The following is a 21,963-nucleotide window of genomic DNA, read 5'->3' on the forward strand; positions in this document are numbered from 1 at the left end:
TATGAAATGAGAAATTTAATACCCACTCCCAACATTAATGAAAGAGACTCCCAATGCCTATTATAAAGCACGGGAGCCTACCGAAAAGTACTTAAAGCAATATATCTTGAAATCCAACCTCTGTAACTTTTTCATTTTCAAATTTTATTCCCACACCATGTTCGATCTCCCAAGAACAATCACAAATGAATCCTGCTGTTCTATTGTCTTCATCAAATAACATTGGAATCATTATTTGTTTAGGTGTGACTAGAGTATATAATCCTTTTTCATCTGTTATCTCTGGCACATTTTTTTGTTTTTCTATTTCAGAAAGTTGAGCTCTATAATTAGGGCTTTCGGATTGATAATACTTAAATAGTGCTTCTTCAGCATCTTTTATTCTTAAATCGATGTTATTAAAAAAATGTTCATAAGAATCTATCTGTAAATCCTCAAAATCAGCATCTTCATCTGCATCAATTACTACCTGTAAAGTTCTTTTCTCACCGAGCATATACAACTCGATTTTTTTCACCCAACCATAGTTGTAGTATAGTTTACCAAAAATATCATGGTTAATTTCTTTACTCAAATTGCCTCACCTTCCTATTCTAAAAGTTTCTTAACTTCGGCTACTCCTCCAAGGTGGCCAAACTTACTGTTTATTTCTGTTGGAACAAGCTGCATTGTTTTCATGTCGTTCAGCTCATGCCAAGTTAATTTTTCAGTTTTTCTCATTTTTACAATTTCTTTTCGCGATACTCCCAATTCTTTGGCAAGTATTTCGTCGGCCTCTCTAAAATTAATTCTTCTATCAACAGACATATTTGGTATTTCGACTTGGCCCCTACTAACTGGCGAAAAGTCAGGTATAGCATCTCTATAATTTACACCATTTCGACTTACTTTATTTAAAATAAGATTAACACTTTCATAATCTGATATAAATGTTGATTCTCCGCGTTGTCCAGTCCATTTTCCATTATTAACAGGAGTTTGGGCTAATCTTTCTTGGTAAGTACTTAATGGTATTTTGTAACCAACATTGTGATTTACCTTAAGGTTGGTAATTTTATTATCATTGTTTCTTATTATGACCCCAATGTCATCCCCAGCAACTGTTCTATCCAATCCAACAGTACCCAATCCATTGACCTTATCTGGATTAACCGTAATGTGGTTGTTTCCATCAATAATTGTCCTTGTTTTGGATGATCCTTGTGCTATACCAGTATCTTCTACTACGTTACTTGTCCTTTTCCCTGCCTGGCTAACTGCGGTGTCGGAGACTTGGGTTGTAGTCTGTGCGACTTGTGGTGTGCCTTTGATCATTGGCACAGCTTTCGTCACTCCTACGGCTAAAAACGGAAGGGTTACGGCAATCACCGTTACGGTTGCGGCTGTTTTAATGTTCGGCATCTTCCCTTGAAAGAGGTTCCCTAACGTGTATTCCGAGCCGCCCGCGACACCGCCCCCGATCGAATAACCGGCAATCTTAGACCTGAACATGGTGGTTGCTGTACGCGCCAATGGACCTGCGAGCGTCCCAGCTGCACCCCAAACGACCATATCCTTGGCCATGACCATCGGATCAAGTGGTTCACCATGGACGAGATATCCGTAGAGATACATCCCTCCAGCAACACCAGCAAGAAATCCCGCCGCTGATCAACCCTGTTCGTCCGATGAAACCACCGATCATACGCAGCCCAGTTCCCGCAACAGAAGCGCCTTTCGCACCCCAGGCTGCAAAACGGGTCCCGCGTAAGAACAGACCTGCACCACCTGGAACCATGCCGAGCCCCATCCAAGCCAAACCGCCTAGAAAGCTGATGTTATCAGTCGTAGCTGCATACATTCCATAGCTTAATCCACCGCCAGCACCCATGACCAGCGCCGCACCTGCAGCTAATGGCGTGAAAGCGACTGCACCGGCTAAAACAACTGCTCCACCACCGAGAATGATCAGCGATTTCGTCCAGCCGTTCTGTTCCATCCACCATTCATTCATCGCCTGCATACCGTCTTCAACTTTACCTTTTACCCACTCATAGCCATCGGATACCTTGTCCCCAACAAAATCAATGGTATCTATACCTGCTTGAATCAATGGATTGATGATTGGCTTTATTTTTTCATTGGTAATATCCCATATCTTTCCGAGTACCCCTTTGTCCTCTTCCTCTTTTGGTGGGAATCCAGTCGATTTCGTCGGCTGCAAGGAGTTATCTTCGTACTCGAATTTACCGATATTTGAATCTGCGTATGTAACCTGTTGAATACCGAATCCAACAAACAGCACCACCAGGGTAAGTAGAATAGAGATCCATTTCTTCCTGTCCATCCGTTCAGCCACCTTCCATTTTCATCCTACTATAATCATACCTATCCACAATTGGAAGTTCTATCAACCGTATCGTAAAAAAACAAAAATAAGAGTTTCCTAACATGAGGAAACTCCTACACCCAATGATTTTTCTAGTAAGATTGCAATGAAATACTTTTAGATAAAAGCTATTAGGACTTTTTTGAGTTCCGCATACTCCGTATTTTTAGACTTAGCACCATGTTTACAGGGCAACTTAGCTCAAAAAGGACTGCTCAAGTACAGAAAACCAACCAGAAATACCTTTCAAAAAACAAAAAAAGAGTAAAACGCCGAGCGTTTTACATCCAAATTGAGACAAAAAGCGGTGGGAGGCTAACTATAGTCCTCTTTCCTTTTTCGACATGAAGTCCGTTACCATCAACGTTGAAAATCCCTTATTGTTCTGTAAGCAATAGGGGATCAATTCAAGTGATTTTACGATGCAGTTCTCCAAGTCGCTCATACATTTTTGTAGTAAGGTCTCTCAGCACGGGGAAGTATGGTCGGATCTCGTTGTGTTTTTGAATATCCAATTCTCCAACGGTAATCCCTTCCCCTTCATAAGGGGCTTTACATATAACCGGCGTACCTGGGACTTTTGTTTCTTTATCTCCTGCTCCTATGATGCATCCTCCGCCCCAATATTCCGTATTCCCTTCTTTACCGACCAGGTTCGTATAGACGAAATTGACCGTATTTTCCATTGCCCGGACCTTGACGATCGGCTCAAATATATCCTTCTCAAAAGAAGGGGAACCTGAAATTCCAACGATAATATCTGCGCCTTTCAAGGTTAACATCCGTGCCAATTCCGGAAAGAAAATATCATAACAAATCAACACACCGATCTTCCCAATAGCAGTATCAAAAACCGGTAAGTCTTCACCGGCCTTGAAGTACCTTCTGTCTGGGAAAGCACCTGGACCAGCTTGATCTGTTGCATGGCCCGGAAGTGTATTCTTTCTCCATTTCCCGATGTAACCCTCTGGACCAACCAATGCAGCTGCATTATAAAGGATACCGTTTATGCTTTTCTCTGGCATGCCCCAAATAATATAAACACCATGTTCAGAAGCTAGCTCTTCAAAAAAGCTCGTAGCGTCTCCAGGAATCTGTTCAGCCACTTGGAAGAACTCATCCCCGCAATTGTATCCCGTCAACGCAAGCTCAGGAAAAACTACTAATCTTGCACCACTTTCAACTGCTTCTTCAGTATATCGTTTCATTTTTTCAAGGTTATTGTTCTTCATCCCCGTGTCTGGGGTGATTTGTCCAACCGCTACTTTTACCATGTGAATGACCTCCTGACCTCTTATCTATCCGAAATATCTTTTCAATTTACTTTGACTTCTCCAATTTTGCCATGATTTCAGTAAAGCTTGAGGTTTTACAAAGTTCAGCGACCAACTTCTTATCCTGAACGATTGTCCACAGTCTATTGAACAAGGGGCTGAATTCCTCTTTATCCTTTTCATTCAACGCAAGGAGCAATATAAATTGGACGGTATGCTCTCCCCATTTGACCGGCTTTTTCAGTATTCCTATTGCGATGCATGAATCTAAGGCATTCGGTTTTATCGGGTGAGGGATCGCTACTAGATTCCCGATTGAAGTAGGTGATATTTCTTCCCTTTCAAGGACAGAATCCACATAGTCATCATTGACATATCCTTTAACATTCAAGGTATATGACATCGATTTGATGATTCCAACCGGATCCGTTTTATCGAGTTCAGGGAAAAATAAGTCCTCATTGAATAGATTTTGTAATTTTTCGAAGGATTTTTCCTTGTCTTCATTCAAGTATTTACTCGAGATATAATCTTTCACTTTATCGACGTCATCCTCCGTCAACAAAGCGTTGATTTCCAGTATTGGTATTGTGGTGTCTTCTTTGACCGGTACCGTGGTTAAAATCAGATCCACCTCGTCCTCAATATCCGTCAAGGAATACGAAGGATAGGTCCCTACAATCGTCAATCCAGGGAATTTACTTTCGATACTGGCTGCTAATAATTTGGCTGTTCCCATACCTGATGAACAGACCACCGCAACCCTCTTTATTTCACGTTTTTTCTTGTTTTTCATCCGTTCTATTGCTGCAGCCAAATGTACCGCAATGTATGCTATTTCATCTTCATTGATGGTTAGATCACATTTATTCTGTATGACTTCTGAAGCTAAAATTGCAAGATCGAATGAAAAGGGATAGCTATTTTTAATTTCCTTAAGCATTGGATTTTGGAGGTTCATTTTGTATCTCAATCGGTTCAACGCAGATCTCAAATGTAAACCTAGACCGTAGATAAGCTCATCATCTTCATCTAGTTCTAGCCGATAAACACGTTTGATTTCAGACAGGATATCAATGATAAGTTGATAATTACTCTCTCCGATCAAAGCGATGAAGTCATCCTGTGAAAGTTTGCCGTCCTGAAATTGTTTGGCTCCAAGAAGATGGATGGTGATATACGCCACTTCTTCTTTCGGAATTTTAATGAAGAAAGCCTCTTCTAAGGATGTGACGATATGTGAGGCGACAAAGTATTCCTTCTTGCCTTTCAGATGTTTCATATCGATTGAACCATGCTCGATGCTTTTGCCTTTTTTGATTCGCTGGATTCCGATTGCAATGTGCATGATCAAATTGTTTAGAGGGAGATCCGCAATATTAAACGGTAATTGTTTGATATGTTTCTTGGTGATCGCTTTGATCAAATCAATGTCGATCCCCTCTACTACTGAATGACTTTCTTCCTTTTCGCTTTGATCATGTTTAAAATCAGACAGATAGGCAGAAAGACAGAAGCGTATATTCATTTCATTACCGACGAGCTTGATCCCATAGTTGGGCTTTTTGAATAACGAGATATCGAATTTGCTTAATAGCTTTTCTACCTGCTTCAAGTCATTATCAACTGTCGATTTACTCACATATAATTCATCTGCCAATTGTTCAATCGTAATGAAATCGTCTGCCATGACAATGCTTTTTAAAATATAGAGCACTCTCTCCTCCGGCAGTACAGGTACTTTATTTTCGACCTGTGTATCTATTTGAAACAGTTCTTCTATCAATTCTTGGATTTCGGCATCTGGTTTCGGGTCAATAAAATACCCTACACCTCTTTGAGCATCAATCTGTACGCCGATCTTTTTCAACTCTTTATTCAAGGAGGCTATATCGTTCCTTACCGTTCGCGATGTAACCCCTAAAATCTTTGATAGATATTCGCCCGTCACAGGTTCTTCATGCAGTAACAGTTCCTTGATTATCTTTTTCAAACGTGCGTTTATGATTACCATAAATGAACCTCCCTTCCACTCCGACTTTCTTGTAAAATCCGACTTCCTACAATCAATGAATGCTTAATTTAAAGGTGAGTACTTCATTGCTTGCCATCTTATCGATTACGATTCCTTGATCCGTGAAGTTGATTCTTTCGTGAATTGGCCTTTCGTTCAAATCCACAAGCTGGACACTCTTAAAGAAATCCTTGTTCATAGCAGCTTTTACATCCAGGATTTCCTGATCCGTTGTATTATAGATCCTCACGATCATTCCATCATCATCTTCACATTTTTTAAAAGCGCTTATGACAACATGTGGGTCATCAATTTGAAGGAAACTTAATTCATCACTGAATACCTGTATATTCGGTTGATGATCCACCTGAACTGTAACCATTGGGCTTGTATATTCATTCGCCTTCCGACCGACCTCAGTATCGATTTCTGTACCTGAATGAGGAACGATCGAATATTCCATTTCATGGACCCCTAAAAGACTGCTGTCTGGCGTTTCAACGTGAAGTCCTGATCGTCTTCCAGGTCGGTCTACTAGATCTTGTTTGCCCATGTAATCGGTCCCACATAACAATGTAAGCACAACGACCGGTTCCTTACCATCCAAAATTTCATACTGCGGCAGGCCTTTGTTAAGGATGGCAAGCCCTTTTTCGTCATCTGATACATCGACGAATTTTTGTTGCGGATAGATCGGATAATATTTTTCCTCCCAGTTTTCTTCTTCCCAGTATTCCACTTGTGGCAGGTAATTTTCCCGTCGTATCATACCGAACTGTTGATCAGCAACATGGGTACTTGCATTTACACCTGGATTGAAGAGCGCGCTGATGCGATGGTTTTTCACTGTATTGTCAATTACGGTTTTGATATCTATTCTGTCTTCATGACGGTTTACGGTTACAAAGGATTCAATCACCAGCGTTTTGTACTCATCCGAACGACCATTCACATCAGTATCAACAGGCACCTCTAAAGAATGGGCAATCTTAACCGTCGCAAAAATAGAACCATTTTGTAGGACGGAAATCTCAGGAGTTGCATTCTTTGTGCTGATTACAACATCTTCCCTTGGAGGTGAAAAATCGTACTCATCTCCAGCATTGCCACTTTCTTCGAAGACGTTCAAATCATGGAATACTTTATTCGTCGCATGTGCTTTAACGGTCAAAGAACCATTCGGTTGGATTTCAGCCTGGAAATAGTCATTTGAGAATATGCCGTCTTGATAAACTTCGGAAGTTTCACCCTGTTCCCCTATCGTCTCTTTTATATAATAGGTTTTATAACCAAAGCCATCAACTTCAGCAAGGAATTTGATTTTCGTCGTCCATACGTATTGATCCTCATTTTTAACACCGATCTCAATCTGCTTATCGTTCAGATTCTCATAGTTTGATTCCACTACTTGATATGGGATAGACTCTCCGTTAGGATCTACAATCGTAAACGCTTCAGACTTCAGTTGAACTGTAGCCTCTACAACATTTTTCCGATTATGACCCAGCGTGTTGAACACGATCAATGGAAGCCCTTTGCTGTAATCGAATTTGATTTTTCCGATCAAATCGTTCGTTGCATCCGTTTGAACGGTTTGTCCGATTTGTTTTGCATAGTGGTACCGCATTTCCATTTCCTTATGCGTCACATCCGTACATACATTGCAAATCGAATCGTGAGCATGGTTCTGAAGGGTGTATTTCCATCCCTGGTTGATGATCGCATTGTCATAGCCGTTTCCTGCTAAAAATGACATCGAATTGAGAGGCTCGACATATTTTTCATAAAGGTTTTGAACTTCATAGTTCTGCTTTTTCAAATCAAGACGAGTGGATGCGATACTGACATGCACACGCATGTTTTTCCCTTTTCTGAACTCGCCGCTTATCGTTTCCAGAGTCTCTGCTTCGGCTCTGACAGCGTCAAAATACTCTTTTAGCTGACTGATTTTTACTGTATGATCACTGCCCTGGGAAGTTAGGTGTTGATTTAAGTTTTCAACGATCTCTGGTAGCTCTTTGATAGCGGACCTTTGATCAAAACCACACATGAGCAATAAATTTTGTGATGTCGTTTTGGCTTCCAAAGCCTCCATATTTTCATCCAGTATTTCCAAATTCCCTTCGAGATCAGTGGAAATCATCCTTCCATTCCCATACCCTAACGGTAAATGGGTGGTTAATACCTTGGAGCCATCTGGTCCTTCCCACAAAAATTCTGTTTTCTCTGTTTCCTCATCTGTAATGCCTCTCCAGAAAAGGGCATTTTTCATTCCAAAACCATACAACACTTGAGGAATTTGCGCTGCCTGTCCAAAGGAATCCGGCAAGTATCCGATTTGCATGGCTGGTCCAAAGTCTCTTGCAATCTGTTGGCCGATCAGAAGGTTCCGGATAAGGGATTCACCGCTTGGTATGAATTCATCAGGTTGGATATACCATGGACCTATGAGTAGCCGTCCTTCTTGGACCAGTTTTGCTAATGCATCTTTTTTATGAGGTTTGACCTCCAGATAATCCTCTAATACGATTGTTTGTCCATCTAGCATGAAAGAAGAATACTTCGGGCTGTTTTCTAGTAATTCAATCAACTCATCCATGAACCTTACAAGCTTGACACGGTATTGTTGATAAGTTTGGTGCCACTCACGGTCCCAATGGGTATGAGAAATAACATGGAAATTCATTTGGAATGCCTCCAATATCTTTATATAAAGAAAACTTGGCAAAACCAAGCCTTAGCGCAGGTTGAGCCTTAGTTGCGCTTATCCTTGGTTCCTTAACTTTTCTGCTACACCAAATTGTTTTCTCGTTGAAAGTTATCTTTTTTAACGTATAAAATAGGAGGGAACTAATCATTAGATCCCTCTGTCATTTAAATGTTCAATTATTATACTTGTTCTGTAATTGATAATTCTTCTTCAGTCTTTTTCTTCAAAACAACAGTCATAAGTGCTGTCACAACAATCCCGACTGCAAATGCAATGGCAAACATGAATGGTTTTTCGAAAAATGGTACGACGAACACGCCGCCACTTGGAATAGGAGCTTGTGTACCCAATAACAGCGCTAAGCCACCGCCGACTGCAGAACCGACAACTATGGAAGGTATGACACGTAATGGGTCAGATACAGCGAATGGAATCGCACCTTCTGTAATTCCTGTCGCACCCATGAATGTTGTAGGTAAAGCACTTTGCCGCTCGGCTAGCGTGAATTTCTTAGGCGCAATTCGAGTTGCAAGTGCCAAACCGATCGGTGGTGTCATGATCCCAATCCAGCAAGCCGCCATTGGATAATAGATCTCTTGATTCAGCATACCAACACAGAATGCAAAGGCTACTTTATTGACAGGACCACCCATATCAAATGCCATCATCGCACCGATGATCAATCCTAAAACAACCAGGTTCCCTCCACTGAGCGATTTCAGCCAATCCTCCAACCCACTGGAAAGAGCCGCAATAGGTTGTCCAATGATGAACATCAATAATACTACTGCTCCTGCACCCAGCAATGGAATGACAATAATCGGTTTTAACTGCACTAAATATCTGTGCATCGGAAGTTTTTTAAGAGCGTTTACAATATAACCTGCGATAAAACCAGCAACAATTCCGCCTAGGAAACCTGCTCCGATTTCGTTCGCAATCAGGCCGCCTACCATACCAGGTGCAATACCCGGTCTGTCAGAAATGGAGTAAGCCATATAAGCAGCCATGACGGGCACCATAAGTGAAAAGATGAGAACACCAGTATCTACCGTTTTCTTCGCAAATCCTGCCTCTTGTTCTCCTCCACCTAACAGCAATCCAATCGTAAGAATAAGTCCACCTGCCACAACAAAGGGCAGCATATATGATACACCGGTCATGAGATGTGTTTTTGCTTCTTCAACCACTTTCTTCATAAAAATCCCCTCTCCTTACCGTCAAATCATTATTTTTTCGCCAATTCAATCGCTTGATCGATCAATCCTTGTGCATTTTTCACTGCATCTCCGACAGATACTTTAACTGTTGGAATATCATTAAAGCGATCAGATTTTGCAATCGCTGTATCTACTGCAAGAATAAGCGCTTCTGCTTCTTCGATTTCTTTTCCTTTGATTTCATTCTCGATTCCCATTGCACCTTGTTTTTCTACTTTGATCTTTACTCCTGCTTTTTTAGCTGAAGCCTCCAACGCTGCAGCAGCCATATGTGTATGTGCAACACCTGCAGGGCAAGCTGTAATTGCGATAAGTTTCATAATCGTATCTCTCCCTTTATTCGATATTTTCATCAACACATTCAGATAAAAGTTGTAAAATTTCTTGTTGCTTATTTGCTGTCATCAAGCTGTTCCTAAAGTCTTCATCGATTAGTTTTCCAGATAGCTTAGAAAGTATTTGCAGATGGGTCGTCCCAGCTTCTGACTCCGGTATAGCAAGCATGATCACAAAAGAAACGTCACGATCATCCATCGCTTTCCAGTCCACACCGCTTGCCAATTTTCCGATGACGATACTGGCGTTCCGGACTGTTTTACTCTTACAATGCGGAATTGCTATGCCATTACCGAAACCAGTAGTAATTTGTACTTCTCTTGCTAAGACACCTTGAGTGAATTCTGCCTTTGACTCAATCCGACCTTGTTTTTCAAGTAATGAAGCTAGCTGCTCAATGACCCCCAATTGGTCTGGAGCAGTAAGATGAAGGTCAATCAAGTCCTCATTTATCAATGTTGTCAATTCCAAAGTTTCACCCTCAATCTAATTGAAGTCGTTTCTTTAACCCGGGTTATAAATTAAGTTTGTTTCGCTCTACACTAGTAATTATAAAAGTCCAACTACTGAATTAAAATTTAATCCTTTTCCTAAAGCTTTAGGAAACGCTTACAGACAATTGTAATATTATTTTGTTCCTGCTTCCTTAGAGCCTCATTAAAAAACCCACAGAAGAGTGATGATCCTACTCTTCTATGGGTTAACACTGGTTAATATAGAAATATATTTTAAAATCACTAAGGTGGGACCGCATCGGTTACTTATGTGACCAAGTAATTATCTCTCCCTTAAGATTAGGGGTTTACAATCGTTCGCGTCATATCCGGGATACAGTTCATCAAAACGAATCAATTTGGTTTTTTTTGCATCTTTTTTCGAAACAACGCGACGCAAAGCATGATTAAAGGTAAAAGAAACCCAACGGTATATGAAAAAAATACGGCAACTTCCCTGTCCCAAGTTTGCTGTTCAGTGACACTTGAAAACGTTATAAGAGAATAAATCACGCTAATGACCCCCAGAGGTAATGTTAATGATTGATAATTTCTCAATTTTAAGATTTGGGCGATGCCTATAGCGACAGTATATAAATACATTGTCATTTTCATATAGATCGAAAGAATCCACATGATCGCTAATACAGCTTCAATTCTTTGTACAAAATTTCCTACATTGATTTTTTTCGCTAGTGCATAACTGGGATAGTGATAGCTGGCTGTAATAACAGATCCAAGTACGGATATGGCTAAGAAGATAATGACAACCATTACAACACTGCCTATCCAATATCCGATCAAGAAAGATTTGCTTGCCACTTTTGGTTGGTTCACAAAAGCAGGGAAAATCATTAACAATACCACGCCAGTAATTGTAGAGAATTCTATATAGTAAATGACTGCCGTAATCAGCGGTTTAGTTTCTGCCTCAAATACTGGCTGAAGGTTTTCAAGCTTGATTTGAGGAGTAATAAAAACCACTAAAATGAAAAAAAGAATGAAGAAAAACACAATGAAAATTTCAGCGCTGCGGGTAAACGTCTCTAATCCAAGACGAACACCCATGATTACAATGACAGCCATTAAAATATGAAATGCGACTGCAGGTGTTTCTGGGAAAATATGTATAGTCATAAAACTTCCTACATAGAACAAAAGTTCAGATCCATACATAAACACCATTAAAAGAAAAAAAAGAGAAATCGTATTGCCGATCCATTTTCCAAACAAAGTTTCATTCATTTCTACAAATGTTTTTCCAGGAAACAACAGCCCGAGCTTAGTGTAAAACCAAATAATAATTGACCCTACAGCTACGCCTAGAACAGCCCCAATCCACGCATCTTGTTGCAAATAGACAGCCATGGTTGTCGGAACAGTTATAATTGTTGTACCGATCGTAAAAAAAATCACTAATGTTCTGAATTGACGCGCCGATATTTTTTCATTATCTAGCATCCATTTTCCACCTTCTTGTTCCTACACGAGCAGTTCACGTCCATATTGAGTTGACCTGGATAATCAGTACTTTTTGGTCCTAATCTTTTTTGATTTTTACAAATAACAATACATTGGCTATTATGACCTGTGATGTTCATGTGTAAACAAAAAATACCAGAAAGGGAATTAATCCAATTGTTTATCAGTTTGTAATTTTCATGTAGCGTTTCTAATAATCTAAATATTCCAAAAATAGTTGAGAGTAGTGCCTGAACAGAAACGCCTGTCCCTGGAAAAGAAGGAACAACCCATGAGGATACTCTTTTCTCAATGGGTTGTTCTCCATTAAAATGCATTTGGGTCGGCTATCGCTTCCCTTTATTCGATTTCCTCCAATAGTGTATAAGCTTGTTCTTTTGTTTTGACATCCAGTAACGATTTTCTGAAGCTTTCGTCCATGAGTTTACGGGACAGGATTTGGAGGATTTTCAGATGTTCGTTGCCTTCGCTTGTTTTCGGCACAGCAATCATGAAGATCAGCTTAGCATCCGTACCATCGAGACTCTTCCAATCCACTCCGTCTCTTTTTACCCCGAAGACAACACTCGGTTTTTTCACGGCGTCGGATTTTCCATGCGGGATCGCGATGTTCATTCCAATCCCTGTCGTCCCTTCTACTTCACGTTTCATGATCGCTTCTCTGAAACCTTCCTTCGATGAAAGAAAACCAGCTCGATCCAGCTTTATGAGCATCTCATCGATCACCTGGTTACGGGTTGTGCCTGCTAGATTGATATCGATCAAATCCATATTGGTTATATCCGTCAGTTTATTAATTTCATTATCCTCAACTTCAGGAGATTCTTGTAAATTTTCTTCCTCAGTCTGAGGTTCTTCAGACTCAGTTATAGGCGATTTAACCTCAGCTGACCTGACATCCTTTTTCAACAGGTTTACTAAAAGGGCCGTTACAATCGCACCGACAATGGCAGCAATAAAGAACATCAGCACATTATCGACTGCACCTAGCACAGCGACGATCGGTCCTCCATGTGCGACACGGTCACCGACATGACCCAGCATTGCAATCACTGAACCTGTCATCGAGCCTACCATGATACTTGGAATGACACGTAATGGATCCTGTGCGGCGAACGGAATTGCACCCTCTGTTATTCCAAATAACCCCATCGTGAAGGAGGCTTTCCCAGCTTCTCGTTCGGTATCCTGGTATTTCTTTTTATTGATGAACGTCGCAAGTCCCATTCCAATTGGCGGGATACAGATGGCGACGGCAATCGGACCCATGATCTCATAGTTTCCTTCCCCGATCATCGCAGCACCGAAAAGGAAGGCGACCTTATTGACCGGACCACCCATATCGAAGGATATCATCGCACCTAGAATTAGGGCTAACAAGATCGAGCTTGTCCCCTGCATACCTTCCAGCCACGTAGTCAATCCTTCAAACACTTGAGCCACAGGAGCTCCGATAAGATAGATGAGTGCTGTCCCTACAATGAACGAAGCAATGACTGGAATGATGATGATCGGCATAATTGGTTGAATCGCTTTTGGAACTTTGATTTTCTTGATCCATAACGCCACGTAACCAGCTAGGAAACCAGCAATGATCCCGCCCAGGAACCCTGCTCCTGCTTCACTTCCATAAAAGCTGCCATTCGCTGCAATATAGCCTCCGACGACACCAGGAGCCAATCCTGGTTTATCGGCGATACTATAGGCGATGAAGCCTGCCAGAATCGGGACCATGAACGTGAACGCCGCTCCACCGATCGCTTCGATATCCTTCCAGATCGAACCTTCAGGGATGATGAGACCTTCAGGCGTTTTCTCCCCACCGATCGTGAGGGCAATCGCAATCAACAGCCCCCCGACGACAATGAACGGGACCATGAAGGAAACCCCATTCATCAGGTGGCGGTATACCGGGTTTTCTTTTTTATTGGAAGCCGGTAATGAATCAGCGCTTGCCTGCGGTTGATAAACGGGTACATTTCCGCTCATCACTTTCTTGATCAATTCTTCAGGTTTACGGATTCCATCCTGTACCCCGACGACCAATACCTTCTTGCCGACAAAACGTTCCTTCGTGACCGTTTTATCAGCAGCGATGATGATGCCATCTGCTTCCCGTATATCCTTTTCGGTAAGTTCATTCTCAACCCCGATCCCACCTTGGGTTTCCACCTTCATGTCGATGCCTAATTCCCTGGCTGCCTTCTGAAGGTTTTCTGAAGCCATGTACGTATGGGCGATCCCATTTGGACATGACGTAATCGCAAGTATTTTCATCTCTCTTGACCTCCTCAACTCTCTGCGTAACCGTTTACATACACTATACATTGAAAAAAGTGATCGAAAAGTCCTTATTATTACCGCAACCTCCGGTAAAAAACGAATAATACAGGCAATCGATCATTTCTTCTATTGTCATTGGCTGAAATAAGACAGGAACTTCATGACATCTGTTTCATTCCTGAGCTTTTCAATCAATTCCGGCCGTTCGCTGAGATTGGAGATTTCTTGGAATAATTTCTTGTTCATCCCTTGCCCATCATTCTTGACGGCCATCATGAACACAAGTGAGACATGTTCCGTGCCCCAATGGATCGGTTTTTGTAATGTTGCGACTGCAATGGCGGACTGTTTGATCAGACTAGGGTGTCCGTGCGGAATTGCGATCCCCGCCCCTATCGTCGTCGCTGACATTTTTTCTCGCAGGATGGCATTTTCGGTATAGTTTTCAGCCGTATAGCCTTTCTTGAAAAGAGCTGTCGATAGCTTTTCAATCAATGCATAGCGATCCGTTTCATCCTGTTGTAAAAAGACGAGAAAAGGATTGACGTAATTTAATAAGACGGATTCTTTTGTTTCACCTGAAAGAGGACGTTCGCGTTGGACCATGAACTGCTCTAACCGTTTTACATCCTTCTCTTCGAATAATGGTGAGACAACAATGTGTGGAACTCCGATATCCGGAAGAGATACCGTACTGATGATGAGGTCTACTGGATGATCGGCTAAAAATCCGTTCAGATCAACTCTCGCAATGGACCCGACGACATCCAATGAATGGAACTTCCGCTCGATTTTCGTCCGTAAAAGTTGTGACATCCCGATCCCCATATGACAAACAATCACGATTTCCTTCTTGTCCCGATGATCAAGTTTCTGTCTTTCGATGGCTGCCTGGAAATGCAATGTCAAATAAGCCGCTTCTTCCTCGGGGATCGCCAATTCCATTTGTTCATCGATCTCCTGTAAAACATGGATGATCATGTCGAACAGATACGGATACATCTTCTTGATATCATCAAGCATCGGATTGGATACTGGCAAATCGTGCTTCAACCGGTTCAAGGTCGTATGTAGATGGACCTTCAACCCATCCATCAATTCAAGGTCTTTATCGAATTCCATGTGATTCAATTCTGACAATCGATTGATCAAATGATGAAGGATCTTGGATAGGTCTGGATCCATATTTGTCAAAACATAGCTGTCCCCTTGATATCGAAACTTTCCTCCAAGGAAATGCAACCCTAAATAGGCCCGCTCTTCTTCCGGAAAGGAAACAGCAAAAACCCGTTCCAGCTTTTTCAGAAAATCATCGACCCATTCATATTCCTGATTCATTTTCATATGCGCGATCTCCTCATCGGTCATGGAGATGGTTTGATCCAGTTTCGTCCTTTTGACCATAAGGAGGGTATGCACCATCAATCGATCAAATGTCTCATCCGTAAAAGATAAGGAATATCGCCTCTGCAGAGCTGTCAATTCGTTTTGGATGACAGCAACCTCATGCTCTGTAAATTACTTCTTGATAAATTCGTTGACCAGCTCAGGCTTACTGGCCAACTCATACAATCGGGCAAGGGCGATTCTCCGGTTTTTCTCGGTCCCTTCAATCATCAATCCTACTTTCTGTTTCAGAACGAGATTCAAATCAAAACGTGCAAGCCAATTTTCGATTATAGTCAAGTCTTTTTTGATGATCGTTCTGCTTACGAAATGGTTGTCTGATAGGTGTTGAACGGTGACTGAATTCGGATCCATTAACAACTGATAAGCAATCTGGATGACCCTTTCCTCATCGTCTTCCGCTTTTGAGACATACCGATCTCCTTGTAAGATTTTGAACAATCTCGCCTTTTCTTCTTCATCGACTTCCAGATAAACACCACGACCCGGTTTCCGGACCAGTATCGCCGTCGAATGCTCATCCAGATAACCTTGGATGCTATTCAGATCACTACGGATCGTCTTTTCCGATCGCGCTAACCTTTCAGCAAACATTTTCACCAACCATGTTCGGTCGGATTGACCCAGTAAAATCCGGAGGATTTCCTTTTGCCTTTCGTTCATCGTTCCACCTCCTTCGCACGCCCCATAAGAGGTCCGCTTCGATACTTTTAGTTTAGCGATTTCTTCATCTAATGATACGGATGGAACGAACAAAAGTAAAATACCCTATTTTACCTGCCTCCTTTAATCGATAAAACTCGAAACCTTCTAAGATCTATTTCAGTTTGGTATCCTGGGAAGGGTGCGGATGACAAAGAATGATCGTCATACAGTTATTCAGGATGGCGTTTTTGAAGCTTCCTGGGGATGCACAATGCTGGCATTGATGGATCCTACGTGACAAAGATGGACCGTAACCACACGATTTTTGTATTCAGACACATGACGAAAAATAATTCACGATCACCTTCTCCGATAAATTCTGCATCAACTCTTACTCTAGAAAGCAAATGTTATACGTCTCCCCTCCTTCTACCTCCGAAATCTGATTCGTTAAATTTCATAGATTGTTTCCATCTTTGAAACAGCTCCTTTCTTTGGTTGGCAAGAAAGGGATTTTAGTGAAAACGAGTGTATAAGGATAAATAAGTATGCGTAAGCATCAAGTGGATTGTTACAGCCAGTAGCAAGACTTATTCAAGATTCAAAGTGTCAAAGAACAACTTGAAAAATGTTGAATTTGGAATAATCGGATAAAATTCAAGCTCAATAATCAAAGGTAATTTAGTATATTATGTTGAGATTAAAATGAGATTGTAAAAGAGTGTACGAGCTTTTCTTGAATATCTGTATAATTAATGTTCAAAAACGATTTTCCATATAGGGTGCTCTCTGTTTTTGAACTAATATTGATCCACTGGGACATTTTAACAAATTCCGAAAGAATTCCCCTTCCTCAAGTCTGTGAAGGGCGTAGCCCAAGGATAGGGAGGGGATGAATTTCGGTTGGTTCAAACCAAAACACTTGTTCCCATCCCCTCTTCTTGGTATAATTATCCACATAAACAATTGGAGGTGGTGACAATGTTGCTAAATCAAAAATATAAAGTCTATCCAACAGAAGAACAAAAAGAAATACTAGAACGTTGGTTACAATATTGTCGTCAAACCTACAATTCTGCTCTTTTAGATAAAGACCGTAAATATAAACAAAACAAAGAAAATTACAGTCGTTATGATATGCAAAACCAACAAACACTAGATAAAAAGAAATATCCTTTTCTAAAAGAAGTACCTTCCCAGCCTTTACAGGAAGTCTTTGTTCGTCTACAAAAAGCGTTTGAAAGCTTCTTTCGTAAAGATGCAAAATATCCAAAACAGAAAAAGTATAAAGATTATAATAGTATGACTTTCCCTCAGTTCGGTTTCAAACCAAATGGAATACATCGTTATGCTATGTCCTTTTCTGATAATGGTAAGTTATACAATAAAAAGCTAGGTGAAATAGATATCTTGCTTCATAGACCATTAGAAGGAACAATTAAACAACTTATTATCAAACGTCAAGGAAAGAAATGGTATGCGATTTTTTGTGTCGAAAGACAAGCATTACCACCTTCTATTGATACGAATCGTGCAATAGGAATTGACGTTGGACTTAATAAGTATGCGGTCCTTTCTAATGGGTTAGAGATTAAAAACCCAAGATTTCTTCGTAAGAAAGAGAAACAACTAAAGAAGGCACAGCGTACTCTTTCTAAGAAGAAAAAAGGCTCTCTCAACTACATCAAACAAGTACAAAAGGTTCGTTCTTTACACGAGAAAGTCGCAAACCAGCGCAGAGATTTTCTTCACAAGCTAAGTTACAACCTGTCAAAAGATTATTCTGTTGTCGCTGTAGAAAATCTAAATATCTGCGGCATGGTCAGAAATAGAAAGTTATCGAAATCCATTTCGGATGCAGGTTGGGGAATGTTCCGAAACATGCTTTTGTATAAATGCGAAAAGCATGGAGGACTACTGAAAAAAGTAGAACCAAAATACACTTCTCAAGACTGTTCCTATTGTGGGAATCGTGTAAAGAAGTCACTTTCTATTCGTACTCATATTTGTACAAAATGCGGAACAGTGTTGGATAGAGACCAAAACGCAGCACGAAACATCCTACAAAAAGCATTAGAAGAATTACTTGTAACAAACTGAATCATACGAACTGTAGGGCAAGGTTGTGTCCGAACAGTATAATCTACGCCTATGGAGATTATGTAAGACGTAGTGGGAAACCCCTCTACGCAACGGTCTGCGAAACAGGAAGCCCCTTCTTCAAACATCCCGAAAGGGTGTTAAGGAGGGGTCATTCACATAGTAAAAGGTATCTAGTCGTCAATTGAACTAGATTATCAGAGGTTTTTAATACGTTAAAGGATAGATTTGATGGATTTTAGCTGTACTAACCTTATTCCGTTTATTTATATCCTTGTTATAGCATATTGAATGCTGTTTAAAATTCCTCCCCACCTTCAATATGCTATAATAAAAATTAACAATCAAAGCTATCAATTCATAAAATTAAGATAAAGAATGGAAAGATGGTATGTATGTATAGAATCGGGGTTGTTGGTCCTAGAACCTCCGTAGAACGGATGATTTCTATGGCGGAAGGGTTCGGGGAAGTTGTAGAATTTGTTCCTTATCCTTATGCTGAGTTTCAGGAGACACGTCAAATTGTTTCAAAGCATAATCATGAGGTAAATGTCTGGCTCTTTTCTGGTAAACTTCCCTATATGATCGCGAAAAAAGTGCTAGATTCAGATGAACATTTGATTTACACACAGCACACGGAGGCTAGTCTTTATAAATGCTTTTTGAATATGGCTTTTTATCAGGGAAGCATTATGGACGAAGTGAGTATTGATGAGTTAATGGATAATGAACTGAACGAGACGTTGGAACAGTTGGGTTTACCATTGGGAAAAGTATATGTTAAAACCTATGATGTCGATACAAATGCCGATGACTTGTTTCATTTCCATGTTGATTTATGGAATAAGAGCAAAATAAAAGGGGCAATTACCTGCTTTGAGGGGGTCTATCAAAAATTAAAAACGGCTGGAGTACCGGTTTATTGGTATACACCGAGTCGATTGGAAATCAGTCAGACACTTCGAGTTCTCGCGGAGAAAGTGAAAACCTTTTATTTTAAAGATACTCAAATTGGCGTAAAAATTTTTGATATTGAATCCTTTGATAAATTTAAACAACAGGCGAAAAGGCCTTATGATCTCCAGTTTTTAGAATTGGAATTGAAAAAGACTTTGATTCGGCTATGTGACCAATTAGATGGTTCCCTGATGGAAAAAGGGAACGGACGCTATGTGATTTTCAGTACAAGAGGAGCGATTGAGCGAGGGATCGGACTGGTGAAAGAAGCGGTTGAACAGTTAGCCCTTCATTCCGAAACCTTAGTAGCAGCAGGCATCGGATACGGAGAGACGGTGTTTTCTGCTGAGGTGAATGCACTTCGGGCCATTCAGCAATCGAAAGAAAAATCAAGTCGGGATATCATCATTGTTCAAGAAGACGGAACGGTGATTGAATCAGCGGGGGAAGAAGAAGAGTTGGTTTACTCTAACCTCATGAACGACGATAAAGTATTACATCGTCTCAAACAGGCAAATGTTAGCTTTAAGACATACAATAAAATGGTGGCCTTGATTAAAACAATAGGATGGACGAGCTTTACAACTAGTGATTTGGCTGCTCACCTCGGGTTAGAAGAGCGAAATACCCGAAGGATTGTGGCTTCGTTAAGTGATGTTGGGTTATTTGAGTATATCGGTGAAAAGTCCTTATCAACACGAGGCCGGCCGAGTAAAATGTATCGATTAAAGTTAAAGTAAATGAACAGCATCATCGCAATGGCGGTGATGCTGTTCATTTCTTTTTTTTATAAGTAGTTGAGAGACTTGAAATTGGACATCTCCCTTCTGAAATCAAGCACACAAAAGGATATAGATAAAGTAAGTTTGACCGGAGTAACTTGTGTTTTACCTTTCTAAGGTCTTGCCTAAAGAACTACTTTGCAAAGACAGGAATATTTTCGAAAAATTGTTTGAAAAAAATGAATTGTTTAAATATAATTAAGGGTAAATACCCTAAATACACCCGAATATAAGGTGAAAGGGCTATTTTCTTAATTCTATTAGCAACTAATTGGAGAAGGAAGAGGTGTGTTCAATTTATTTATTAACAATTATTTCAAAGGGGTGTAGAGTATGGACCATATGGGGGTACTGTCTTTAATTCCTCCTATCATCGCGATTGTGATGGCTTTGTCTACAAGAAATGTCATTATTTCATTATTCCTAGGGTTGTTTTCAGGAATTCTGATCCTGTCACATTTTAATCCATTAAACTCGGTTAAAACGGTGATTGGCGATTATTTCTTTTTGCAAATTACAGACAGCTATAACGCTGGAATCTTAGTACTGTTAGTTTTTATCGGTGGGTTTGTTGCGCTTTTAGAAAAATCAGGAGGCGCGGCTGCTTTTGCTTCTAAGATTGCAGGCGTGATCAAGAATCGAGTTCAGACTCAGCTTGCCGCATGGTTAGGTGGGATTGCGATTTTTTTCTCTGAGCTTGGCACACCGTTAATCATCGGGCCGGTTTTTGAACCGATTTTTGATAAAGCTAAGGTTTCAAGAGAGAAATTGGCTTGGATTATTGATTCAACGGCTTCACCTGTCTCAGTGATGATACCTTTTATTGGCTGGGGTGTGTATATCATAGGACTCATCAATACAGAATACGAACGTTTAAATATCACGGAATCAGCCTGGGATAGCTTTATACAATCTATTCCGTATTATATTTATCCCATTTTAGCCGTTCTCATCGTTCCTTTAATCGTCATCGCGAAGCTGGACTTTGGACCAATGGCTAAAGCAGAGAGGCGTGTTTTGGAAACAGGACAACTATTTTGGCCAGAATCGAAACCAATGCGTAAACCAGAAGTATTCACGGAAATCAAGGAAAATAGCAGTAAACCGATTCTCGTTTGGTTTCCGATTCTTGTTTTATTAGTCACTATTGTCAGTTTGTTAATTCCACTTGGATTTCCATTTAAAAAAATTGATGGAAATGAGTTTAGAATTGCCTTAACGACGGCATATTTATTTGCAGCTCTATCCCTTATTGTGTTAATGACGGTATACAAAGTGAAAAAATTAGCAGAGTCCTTTGATATTTATTTTTCCGGTATGAAAAGAATGATGGATATTCTCATTATATTGGTACTTGCCTGGTCACTCGGCACAGTACTTGACAAGATGGGAACAGCTAAATATATTGTCCAATTAATGGATGGAAATATCCCTCTGTTCCTTGTACCAGCCATAATATTTGTCGTCGGTGCTGGTATGTCCTTTGCAAATGGAACCTCATGGGGAACCTTTGCCATCATGCTTCCTTTAGCGATTCCGTTAGCTTTCCACCTTGATGTATCGATGTACGCATGCATAGGGGCTGTCATCTCAGGTGGGATATTCGGAGATCATTGTTCACCAATCTCAGATACAACGATCTTATCCTCAACCGGTGCAGGAACAGACTTTAAAGATCATAATAAAACCCAGGTTCCTATTGCCTTGTTTAATGCGGCTATATCCGTTATTGCCCTTGTGGTTGGAGGATTAGTTGGCTTCGAGACAACCATTTATATAGCGGTGACCTTAATGGTGGTCGGTGTGATTTTTCTTACTAAGTTCTACAATCGAAGAACACCATCGTTTGATGAAGATCATTTGGCATAAAAGATATTTGTTACTAGAGGAG

General features: G+C 40.6%; 14 protein-coding genes and 1 pseudogene. 3 read left to right on the forward strand and 12 right to left on the reverse strand.

Annotated elements, in window-relative coordinates:
- Window positions 1-91: 91 nt before the first annotated feature.
- The 12 genes and pseudogenes from ACJROX_RS25970 to ACJROX_RS26025 all read right to left on the reverse strand — a co-directional run bounded on the left by ACJROX_RS25970 (window position 92) and on the right by ACJROX_RS26025 (window position 16,251).
- Window positions 92-574, reverse strand: coding sequence for a DUF6985 domain-containing protein (locus tag ACJROX_RS25970; protein ID WP_408008098.1), 483 nt, complete (start codon window positions 572-574; stop codon window positions 92-94).
- A 14-nt stretch (window positions 575-588) separates the two neighbouring features.
- Entirely contained in the window at window positions 589-1,614 is a 1,026-nt protein-coding gene (locus tag ACJROX_RS25975; RefSeq protein WP_408008099.1) for an HNH endonuclease, read from the reverse strand.
- Complete coding sequence (locus ACJROX_RS25980; RefSeq protein ID WP_408008100.1) at window positions 1,583-2,326, reverse strand: hypothetical protein; 744 nt, start codon at window positions 2,324-2,326, stop codon at window positions 1,583-1,585. Before ACJROX_RS25980 ends, ACJROX_RS25975 begins: the two co-directional genes overlap by 32 nt.
- A gap of 449 nt (window positions 2,327-2,775) precedes the next feature.
- Window positions 2,776-3,642, reverse strand: coding sequence for a carbon-nitrogen hydrolase family protein (locus tag ACJROX_RS25985; protein ID WP_408008101.1), 867 nt, complete (start codon window positions 3,640-3,642; stop codon window positions 2,776-2,778).
- Between the two features lie 46 nt (window positions 3,643-3,688).
- Entirely contained in the window at window positions 3,689-5,656 is a 1,968-nt protein-coding gene (locus ACJROX_RS25990) for a BglG family transcription antiterminator (protein WP_408008102.1), read from the reverse strand.
- Between the two features lie 52 nt (window positions 5,657-5,708).
- Window positions 5,709-8,342, reverse strand: coding sequence for a glycoside hydrolase family 38 C-terminal domain-containing protein (locus tag ACJROX_RS25995; protein WP_408008103.1), 2,634 nt, complete (start codon window positions 8,340-8,342; stop codon window positions 5,709-5,711).
- A 203-nt stretch (window positions 8,343-8,545) separates the two neighbouring features.
- Window positions 8,546-9,565 (reverse strand): PTS fructose transporter subunit IIC, encoded by a 1,020-nt coding sequence (locus tag ACJROX_RS26000; RefSeq protein WP_408008104.1) that lies wholly within the window; start codon window positions 9,563-9,565, stop codon window positions 8,546-8,548.
- 29 nt (window positions 9,566-9,594) lie between these two features.
- On the reverse strand, window positions 9,595-9,906 hold the full coding sequence (locus ACJROX_RS26005; RefSeq protein WP_408008105.1) for a PTS fructose transporter subunit IIB: 312 nt from the start codon (window positions 9,904-9,906) through the stop codon (window positions 9,595-9,597).
- Window positions 9,907-9,922: 16 nt separating this feature from the next.
- Window positions 9,923-10,387: a PTS sugar transporter subunit IIA gene (locus ACJROX_RS26010; RefSeq protein ID WP_408008106.1), complete on the reverse strand. Its 465-nt coding sequence runs from the start codon at window positions 10,385-10,387 to the stop codon at window positions 9,923-9,925.
- Window positions 10,388-10,770: 383 nt separating this feature from the next.
- The gene (locus ACJROX_RS26015) at window positions 10,771-11,877 is read right to left on the reverse strand and encodes an endospore germination permease (RefSeq protein WP_408008107.1); all 1,107 of its coding nucleotides are present in this window, start codon (window positions 11,875-11,877) and stop codon (window positions 10,771-10,773) included.
- A gap of 360 nt (window positions 11,878-12,237) precedes the next feature.
- On the reverse strand, window positions 12,238-14,175 hold the full coding sequence (locus ACJROX_RS26020; RefSeq protein ID WP_408008108.1) for a fructose-specific PTS transporter subunit EIIC: 1,938 nt from the start codon (window positions 14,173-14,175) through the stop codon (window positions 12,238-12,240).
- 138 nt (window positions 14,176-14,313) lie between these two features.
- Window positions 14,314-16,251: pseudogene (locus ACJROX_RS26025) on the reverse strand (BglG family transcription antiterminator).
- A gap of 963 nt (window positions 16,252-17,214) precedes the next feature.
- Here ACJROX_RS26025 and ACJROX_RS26030 point away from each other — a divergent pair.
- From ACJROX_RS26030 to ACJROX_RS26040, 3 genes are all read left to right on the forward strand, one after another.
- A complete protein-coding gene (locus tag ACJROX_RS26030; protein WP_408011782.1) occupies window positions 17,215-18,333 on the forward strand; it encodes an RNA-guided endonuclease InsQ/TnpB family protein in 1,119 nt (372 codons plus the stop codon).
- A gap of 395 nt (window positions 18,334-18,728) precedes the next feature.
- Window positions 18,729-20,030, forward strand: a complete 1,302-nt coding sequence (locus tag ACJROX_RS26035) for a hypothetical protein (RefSeq protein ID WP_408008109.1) — start codon at window positions 18,729-18,731, stop codon at window positions 20,028-20,030.
- A 375-nt stretch (window positions 20,031-20,405) separates the two neighbouring features.
- The gene (locus ACJROX_RS26040; protein ID WP_408008110.1) at window positions 20,406-21,941 is read left to right on the forward strand and encodes a Na+/H+ antiporter NhaC family protein; all 1,536 of its coding nucleotides are present in this window, start codon (window positions 20,406-20,408) and stop codon (window positions 21,939-21,941) included.
- Window positions 21,942-21,963 lie beyond the last annotated feature (22 nt).

This window comes from Pseudalkalibacillus sp. A8 (genome assembly GCF_045920555.1).
Taxonomy (GTDB): domain Bacteria; phylum Bacillota; class Bacilli; order Bacillales; family Fictibacillaceae; genus Pseudalkalibacillus.